This window comes from Bacillus sp. HY001 (assembly GCF_007558965.1).
Taxonomy (GTDB): domain Bacteria; phylum Bacillota; class Bacilli; order Bacillales; family Bacillaceae_G; genus Bacillus_A; species Bacillus_A mobilis.
On the sequence record NZ_VLTE01000205.1, the window covers coordinates 1 to 1,579 of the forward strand.

Below are 1,579 nucleotides of genomic sequence, written 5' to 3' on the forward strand. Positions count from 1 at the left end.
GAGGGTTAACTGCGGGCAATCCCTAAAGCTGATTGAACTACAACGTGGCTAGAAATAGCGAGCGTGAATGTCGCGAAAGCAGAAAAAATCAATCAGATGGTGCAAGGGTAAATCCTAAACACTAGAACAATGGGTCTTCCGCCTCGAATCATCTAAGTCAAAATGGATAAGATGAACGTTCAACGACTATCTCGTATAACTGACGAGAGTACATCACAAGCCTATGGTGGTGGAAAAATCCTCTATCTTTAAGTAGATAAACATATAGTCTGCGCTCATGTGAAAATATGAGAAGTTCATAAGAGAACTGGCTAAGGAATTGCGCCCTTAGTTGAACAAGATAAATTTTATTGAATCTATCAAACTTTATTGAATTTATCGAACGTACGTGCTATGTTTGGTTCAATGAGGTGAGAATAATAATGAAATTTTCACGAGTTAGTCAAGTATCGGAATTAACAGGTTTGTATCCTGGTAGTCTTAGGAGAATGCTGGTGGAACACGCTACGATTCAGAAGAACAAATCTTTCATTAAAGGAGTTACATTCTGATGATATTGGCGAAGAAAGTCAGACTGATTCCAACGCCTGAACAAGAAAAAGTGCTTAGAAACCATGCTGGTGCTGCAAGATTCGCTTATAACTATTGTAAAAGAATGAGCGATAGATACTATAAGCTATTTGGAAAATCTGTTTCACAGTTAGCTTTACAGAAACGATTTACAAAGATCAAGAAGCGAAAGAGATATGGGTGGTTAAAAGACATCAATGCACAAGTCCCTAAACAGGCTTCAAAAGATTTTGATACGGCGAGAAAACATTCGTTCAAAAAGTACAAAAATGGTTCTCACACTTCTTATAAATCCAAAAAAGATTTAATTCAAGGATTTTATGCCAATTATGAAAGACTGATTATAGGAAAGAAAGTAGTTCATATTCAGTCTATTGGAGAAGTGAAAACAAGCCAACAACTACCAAGAAACAAAAAACCATCCAATCCAAGAGTTACATTTGATGGTCGTCACTGGTGGATGAGTGTAGGATTCCAAGAAGACTTTGAATTACAAGAACTAACGAATGAGTCGATTGGTGTGGATGTTGGTTTAAAAGAGCTGTTTGTAGCTTCTAATGGTATGAAAGAACGAAATATAAACAAAGATGCCAAGGTTAAAAAACTTTTGAAAAGGAAAAAGTCAGCACAAAGAGATATGTCTAGGAGATTTAAAAAAGGTGTGAAAATTCAATCGGCCGGATATGAAAAAGCGAAAACTGAGCACCTGCGGTTATCTAGGAAAATTACGAATATCCGAAATAACCATATCCATCAAGCGACAGCTAAATTGGTGAAAACCAAACCAATGAGGATTGTTGTGGAAGACTTATCTATCTCAAACCTGTTAAAAAACAAAAAACTATCGAAAGCATTTTCATTTCAAAAATTAAACTTCTTCTTTCAATGTTTATCATACAAGTGCAAGAAGCATGGCATTGCGTATGTAAAAGCTGATAAATGGTTCGCTTCAAGCAAGATTTGCTCATGTTGCGGAGTAAAATACGACCATTCAGTTCAACCAGAAGGA

2 protein-coding genes are annotated in these 1,579 nt (G+C 36.3%); both read left to right on the forward strand.

Annotation, left to right across the window (positions count from 1 at the left end; genetic code table 11):
• Positions 1 to 422 precede the first annotated feature (422 nt).
• The gene (locus tag FOT98_RS33185) at positions 423 to 551 is read left to right on the forward strand and encodes a hypothetical protein (protein ID WP_000672788.1); all 129 of its coding nucleotides are present in this window, start codon (positions 423 to 425) and stop codon (positions 549 to 551) included.
• Positions 551 to 1,579: RNA-guided endonuclease InsQ/TnpB family protein (locus FOT98_RS30450; protein ID WP_144291228.1), on the forward strand; the 1,029-nt coding region annotated here is incomplete at its 3' end. The genes FOT98_RS33185 and FOT98_RS30450, both read left to right, overlap by 1 nt.

Coding starts and splice junctions, on each gene's coding strand:
- FOT98_RS33185 (WP_000672788.1), top strand. CDS start 423: ATGAAATTTTCACGAGTTAGTCAAGTATCGGAATTAACAGGTTTGTAT.